This is a genomic window from Brasilonema sp. UFV-L1 (assembly GCF_012912105.1).
In the GTDB taxonomy this organism is placed as follows: Bacteria; Cyanobacteriota; Cyanobacteriia; order Cyanobacteriales; family Nostocaceae; genus Brasilonema.
On the sequence record NZ_QMEA01000047.1, the window covers coordinates 74,716 to 81,345 of the forward strand.

5 protein-coding genes are annotated in these 6,630 nt (G+C 42.0%); 3 read left to right on the plus strand and 2 right to left on the minus strand.

All coding sequences use genetic code 11. The features are described 5' to 3' along the window. Positions 1–177 precede the first annotated feature (177 nt). Positions 178–1,554 (minus strand): aminopeptidase P family protein, encoded by a 1,377-nt coding sequence (locus DP117_RS15510; RefSeq protein ID WP_169219200.1) that lies wholly within the window; start codon positions 1,552–1,554, stop codon positions 178–180. 241 nt (positions 1,555–1,795) lie between these two features. Here DP117_RS15510 and DP117_RS15515 point away from each other — a divergent pair, with 241 nt between their 5' ends. After that, on the plus strand, positions 1,796–2,245 hold the full coding sequence (locus DP117_RS15515) for a DUF4332 domain-containing protein (RefSeq protein ID WP_169219191.1): 450 nt from the start codon (positions 1,796–1,798) through the stop codon (positions 2,243–2,245). Positions 2,246–2,309: 64 nt separating this feature from the next. On the opposite strand, the gene DP117_RS15520 is transcribed toward DP117_RS15515, so the two are convergent. Then, complete coding sequence (locus tag DP117_RS15520; protein WP_169219192.1) at positions 2,310–2,924, minus strand: TetR/AcrR family transcriptional regulator; 615 nt, start codon at positions 2,922–2,924, stop codon at positions 2,310–2,312. Between the two features lie 460 nt (positions 2,925–3,384). On the opposite strand from DP117_RS15520, the gene DP117_RS15525 reads away from it, so the two are divergent. Then, positions 3,385–4,968 carry a pitrilysin family protein gene (locus DP117_RS15525; RefSeq protein WP_169219201.1) on the plus strand — a complete coding sequence of 528 codons (1,584 nt, stop codon included), beginning with the start codon at positions 3,385–3,387 and terminating at the stop codon, positions 4,966–4,968. Between the two features lie 138 nt (positions 4,969–5,106). Beyond that, positions 5,107–6,531 (plus strand): pitrilysin family protein, encoded by a 1,425-nt coding sequence (locus DP117_RS15530; RefSeq protein WP_248277673.1) that lies wholly within the window; start codon positions 5,107–5,109, stop codon positions 6,529–6,531. Positions 6,532–6,630: the final 99 nt, after the last annotated feature.

Sequence of the window (6,630 nt, forward strand, 5' to 3'; positions counted from 1 at the left end):
AGTCGCAAATTTCACGATTCAACCTCAGCGGATACTTCGTTTTCTAGATACTGTCTGCGGTCGATTTTATTTAGCTTGTTGAGGAATTTGTCTGTTTGTACACAATTGTTAACTGTGACAGTTGTAAAACCGGAATGCGGAATGTGGGTTTGTGACACGAGAAAAACACGAGAAAAATTATCCGCACACTAAACTTTCTATTTGACTGGCTTGTGTCGGTAATGCCGAAGTTAAAACTTCGCTACCTTCTTGTGTCACTAAAACATCATCCTCAATGCGAATTCCTCGCACATCAGCAAATTGAGATAGACGCTCCCAATTCACAACATTCTGATATTTTGACCGTAGATGGGCATTATTGAGAATCGCTGGAACTTGATAAAATCCTGGTTCAATTGTGACTAACATTCCTGAATGTAAGGGACGATTTAAACGCAGGTAGCCTAAACCAAAACGGTTGCTCCTTGTGCGTTCCTCTTCATAACCTGCCAAATCTCCTAAATCTTCCATATCATGAACATCTAAACCTAACAAATGACCGATTCCGTGGGGGAAAAAGAGCGTATGAGCGTCCATCTCCACTAAATCTTGAGGGTTTCCTTGCAAAATGCCTAAATTGACTAAGCCCTCTGCAATGATACTACAAGCAAGTAAATGCAAATCTTGATATTCAACTCCAGGATATATCTTAGCAATACAAGCATCATGAGCTGCTAAGACAACATCATAAATATCTCTTTGGGTGGATGAAAATTTACCGCTAACACACCAAGTACGAGTGACATCAGCTGCCCAACCCATTTCCGTTTCAGCACCAACATCAGCAAGTAACAAGTCGCCCGGTTGCAATGAGTGGTGATATTGCTCGTTGTGCAGAACTTCTCCGTGAACGGTGACGATACTGTTGTAGGATGTCGTCATGTTATTGGCAATCAGGACTTGTTCCATTGCTGCACGAACTTGTGCTTCGATCTGGGCGTCAATTGTAGCTGCCATGCCAGCTTTGTGTGCCTCTACAGTTACAGCAGCGGCTTTTCGCAATTCGGCTAATGCGCCATCGTCGTGAATCAGGCGTAACGAGATGATTGCTTTAGCTAACTCCAAGTCAATGTCTTGCGGTGGCTTTTGCGGCAAAACCCATCTATTTAAAAGTTGTGACTGTTGTGTCCAAGTGGCGGCATCCTGCACAGCAATCGTTGCTGCCTCTTGTGTCCACAACTCTAATTCTGCCATTGGTTTAGCAGCGTCTGCTCCAATTATCTGAGCAATCTCCTGACGCTGAGGCATTTCTCCATGCCAAAGAGCACTTTCTGGTTGAGGATCATCTATAAACAGTTCTAGCTTACCTGCGGTGAGCCGAATTGCTGCATTAGGCAATGGAAGTCCTGCAAAATAGAGGAAATGACTGTTTGCACGAAACGGAAAGACATTTGCTGGAAAGTTACGCGGACTACAACTTCCTGACCAAAGAATTGCTGGAAAATCAATCAGGCTGGCTAATCGTTGTCGTCTGTTGCGTAGAGTCGAAATCAGAGAGTTAGAGGTTTTTTGCATCATATAATCTGGAAAATAAAAGCAAGTCTCTCGAACTTTTGTGAGTTTGCAGACTCAAAAGAAGATTTTTCAATAGCCAAAATTTTGGCTAAGATTACGATGGAATAAAGATATCAATCAGTGTGTTTAAGTAGAATCTATGTTACTAAATGTAAAAGTACAAAATTCGTTTCGTAGTAGCGCTTAAACGCTACTACGAACTCATCACTATATTTATATAGCGTATTTCTTTTTTGAAGAAATGTCTCTTAAACAGAAAGTAACCGTAAGTAGTATCTCATCCTCTAATTGGTCTATTGAGCAATTACCTGGATTGAGTCAGCAACAGCAAGCCCAACTGCAAAATTGTGGAATTACAACCACAGCAGCACTTATTCAACAAGGAAAAACACCTGCAGATAAACTCGTGCTGGCAAATAAACTACAAATTCATCTTCAGTATGTTAAGAAATGGGTAGCATTAGCTGATCTGGCTCGTATCCCCAGTGTCGGAACACAATATTGCGGATTATTGCTGCATGCGGGTATTGCTTCCGTCGCACACTTAGCAGCTACCCCGATTCACAGATTGCACCAACAACTTCTACGCTTGGTGGTTGCAACAATGCAACGACGTGATTTGTGTCCTTCGATTGAGCAAGTTCAACAGTGGAGTCAAGATGCGAAAAGAGTGCTAAGTGCTGAGTGCTGAGTGATGAATTTAGTCAACAAAACAACAAACTCCTGACTCCTCCTAACTCCTGACTTCTAACTCCTCACTCTTTTACTAAGACTCCATTGAGGAATATATCAGCTAGTCCTTCTGCCATTTCTTGCATTTGTTGGGGAGAGGCGTTGGGTTCCATAAGGGTGTTGTTGGAAAAGCCTGCAATGGCAAACATTCCCAAAAAGACTTTCGCGACTAGTTTGGCATCCATCCGGCGATAGATTCCTTTGTCCATTGCAGTTTGAAAAAATGCCTCGGCAACGTCAGTCATTTTGGTAATGACTTCAGACTGGACGCGATCGCGCAAATCTGGATGAAACTGTGCCTCCATAAAACAAACCCGCATCAAGTCGGCGTTTTTATGCATATTCCACATTCGGCGACGCATAACTTGAGCGACAGCTTTATAAGAGCCCATTTCACTCAATTCTGTGAGTAAATCTGTCAGAATCTCCACCCAGCCTTGAGTCGCAACCTCTATCAAAATCGCCTTTTTATTGGAAAAATGACGAAATAAAGTGCCTTCAGCAACTCCTGCTGCTTGTGCTAAATCACGGGTAGTTGTGGCATCAAATCCTTGAGAGGCAAACAATCGCCTCGCCGCATCTTGAATGCGGCTGCGTGTTTGTGTTTCTGATGATGGAGGAGAATTAAAAATTCGCATAATACTTATAGTGATATATTCGGAACAGGATGTGTAGCATTATTGTCTAACGCTAAATGCAATAATGATGGAAAGCTTAATACAAGATTAATACCTATTGACTCAGTAAATTATTTGATGTTGTCAAGTGAAGTTTACTTTTCTTTTCGCGAATGCGTAAGTCCTATGTAAATAACATTTTATATCAGGATATTTTGAAACAATTTCTGAATATCATAACTATCAGCCGTCTCGCCGCATCTGGAATATGGATGCTCCCTTTGTGTTTGTTGAAAATAGAGGAGAATTAAAAATTCCCAGAATCACAGCTATGATGAGATATCCGGAACAGGATGTGTCGCATTCTTGTCTAAGATTTAATGCAAGAACAACAGAAAGCTTAATACAAGATTAAGAACCTGTTGTTTACTAAATGAATATGTTTAATGTTGTCAAGCAAACTTTACTTTTCTTTTCGTGTATGTATAAGCCCAGCCACTTATATCAGAGGGAACCTAAAAACAAAACAAGTCAACTTATCGTACTTTTTCTTGTCGCAGTCCTTTTTTGGTGGGGCTTGTTAAGCACAGTTGCTTTGGCAAAGACTGAAACTCCACCAACGCCTGCTGAAAATTCGATTCAACCTTATTTGAATCGGGTGATGAAGCAGTTAACAGAATTTCGCCTTGACAATGGGATGAAGTTCATTGTCTTGGAAAGACATCAAGCGCCGATAGTTTCCTTTCTGACTTATGCTGATGTCGGTGGTGTGGATGAGCCAGATGGAAAGACTGGTGTAGCACACTTTCTAGAGCATTTGGCTTTTAAAGGTACGACGCGCATAGGTACATCTAATTATCAAGCAGAAAAACCACTACTTGACCGTTTGGACGAGTTAGCAGAACAAGTTGTAGCAGCAAAAGCGGCTGATAAAAAAAATGAAGTTGCTAAGTTAGAAGCTCAGTTTAAGAAAATAGAAGCAAAAGCCGCTAAACTTACTAAGCAAAATGAATTAGGACGAATTGTTGAACAGGCGGGAGGCGTGGGTTTAAATGCAAATACCTCCACCGAAGCGACTCGTTATTTTTATAGCTTTCCTTCTAATAAGTTAGAACTGTGGATGTCGTTGGAATCAGAAAGATTTCTGGATCCTGTGTTTCGGGAGTTTTACAAAGAGAAAGATGTCATCTTAGAAGAACGACGTTTGCGAGTGGACAACTCTCCCATCGGAATCATGATGGAAAAGTTGATTGATACTGCTTTCAAAGTTCATCCCTACAGGCGTCCGGTGATTGGCTATGACAAAGATATCCGCAATTTAACACGAGAAGATGTACAGAAGTTTTTTGATGCGTATTATGTTCCCAGTAATTTGACAATTGCTGTTGTTGGTGATGTTAACCCCGAACAAGTCAAAAAACTAGCACAAACTTACTTTGGGCGTTATAAAGCAAAAGAAAAAGCAGTTGCTCAAATCTCTGTAGAACCGAAGCAGACACAAATGCAGGAAGTCACTGTTGAACTACGTTCTCAACCCTGGTATCTGGAAGGTTACCATCGTCCAGGAATAACTCATCCAGATGAAGCAGTTTACGAAATGATTGGTAGCTTGCTCAGTAGTGGACGTACGTCGCGATTGTATAAATCTTTGGTAGAACAGCAGCAGTTGGCGCTCACAGCACAAGGTTTCAGCGGATTTCCAGGAGATAAGTATCCAAATTTGATGTTGTTCTATGCTCTCACAGCTCCAGGTCACACGGTTGATGAAGTGGCTGTAGCTCTACGCAAGGAAATTGACTCTTTGAAGACTGAACCAGTTTCTGCAACTGAGTTGGAACGTGTGAAAACCCAAGCTCGAGCGAGTTTGTTACAAATACTCGATTCCAATATGGGGATGGCGCAGCAGTTGTTGGAGTATGAAGTGAAAACTGGCTCTTGGCGGAATTTGTTTAAGCAGTTGGATCAGATTATGGCTGTGACGCCTGCTGATATTCAACGGGTGGCGACGGCAACGTTTACAACGGAAAATCGTACAGTTGGTAAGCTTTTGTCGAAGCAAGGTTGATTAACGGATAAGAGGAATGAACCGCAAAGACGCTAAGAGCACGAAGGAAGAGATATGAAGAAATATAGGGGTAAAAGGAATAAGACAAAGGTGAGACGTCTTTATTTGTTGCTGGTTTGTTTTGTGTTGGTTCCTTTGATGTGTTTTGGAGTACTCAACATATCTTGGGCGGCGACGGCGGCAAAACATTATACTGAGTTGCAGCTTCCACCACTACCTCAGGTGAAGGTACCGAAGTATGAGCGAACTGTGATGAACAATGGCATGGTTGTGTATTTGATGGAAGATCATGAGCTACCATTGGTGAGCGGTTCGGTTATAGTACGTACAGGCGATCGCTTTGAAAGTGCAGATAAAATCGGTTTAGCTCGGTTGACAGGTATAGTGATGCGTTCTGGAGGAACTCAAAAGCATACACCAGATCAACTCAATGAAATGCTGGAGCAACGAGCGGCTTTTGTAGAAACTGGTATTGGTGAAACTGCTGGTAATGCTAGTTTTCAGGCACTTAGTGAAGATTTGGAAATGGTTTTTGGGTTGTTTAGTGAGGTTCTGCGATCGCCAGTCTTCGCCCAGGAAAAGTTGAATTTGGCGAAAACTCAGTTACGCGGTGCTATAGCCCGTCGCAATGACGATCCGGACGATATCGCAAGTCGGGAATTTCAGAAATTAATTTATGGTAAAGAAAGTCCTTATGCCCGCACTGAAGAGTATGCAACGCTGAATAATATTTCCCGTGAGGATTTGGTGAAGTTTAAAGAGCAGTCTTTTTATCCTAATAATATAATTTTGGGAATTGTCGGGGATTTTGACTCTAAGAAAATGCGATCGCTCATAGAAGCTAAACTTGGTGATTGGAAACCAAATCCCAAGTTGGCGAAACCTCAGTTACCCAAAGTGTCGCAAAATAAACGAGGTGGTGTCTTTATTGTCAATCAGCCACAACTGACTCAAAGTAATATCTTGATGGGACATTTGGGAGGACAGTTTAAGAGTCCTGATTATCCAGCGCTGGATGTGTTAAACGGAGTGTTGAATGGCTTTGGTGGACGCTTGTTTAATGAAGTGCGATCGCGCCAAGGTTTAGCTTACTCAGTTTACGGTTCTTGGAGTCCACGTTACGACTACCCTGGAATGTTCATTGCTGGCGGGCAAACACGCTCTGATGCTACAGTACAGTTTGTTAAAGCTCTACAGCAAGAAATCAAACGCATACAAGTTCAAAGCGTCACACCGAAAGAGTTAGCTTTTGCGAAAGAGTCCACTCTCAACTCGTTTGTTTTCAATTTTGAAGATCCTGGGCAAACTTTGTCTCGCCTCATGCGCTACGAATATTATGGCTATCCATCTGATTTTCTATTTCGCTATCAAAAAGCAGTCGCCGCAACAACAGCTGCTGATGTACAACGAGTAGCACGCAAATATCTCAAACCAGAAAGTTTGGTAACTTTGATAGTCGGGAATCAAAATGCTATTAAACCCTCACTAACGCAGTTAGCAACACAAGTCGTACCTATAGATGTGACAATTCCTGGTTCACCAACACAAGCAACGAAAAACTAATCCACAAAAAACGGCTGGTAAGAAGCACCTCAGAGAGTTGGGGGAGATGGGGGGAGTAAAATTAATGTACATTAACTGTTTTTCTTCCCCTACCTCCCC

What these genes read in the sequence shown, in the direction of transcription:
- DP117_RS15520 (WP_169219192.1), bottom strand. Translation starts at nt 2,924, where the DNA reads ATGCGAATTTTTAATTCTCCTCCATCATCAGAAACACAAACACGCAGC.
- DP117_RS15510 (WP_169219200.1), bottom strand. Translation starts at nt 1,554, where the DNA reads ATGCAAAAAACCTCTAACTCTCTGATTTCGACTCTACGCAACAGACGA.
- DP117_RS15515 (WP_169219191.1), top strand. Translation starts at nt 1,796, where the DNA reads ATGTCTCTTAAACAGAAAGTAACCGTAAGTAGTATCTCATCCTCTAAT.
- DP117_RS15530 (WP_248277673.1), top strand. Translation starts at nt 5,107, where the DNA reads ATGTGTTTTGGAGTACTCAACATATCTTGGGCGGCGACGGCGGCAAAA.
- DP117_RS15525 (WP_169219201.1), top strand. Translation starts at nt 3,385, where the DNA reads ATGTATAAGCCCAGCCACTTATATCAGAGGGAACCTAAAAACAAAACA.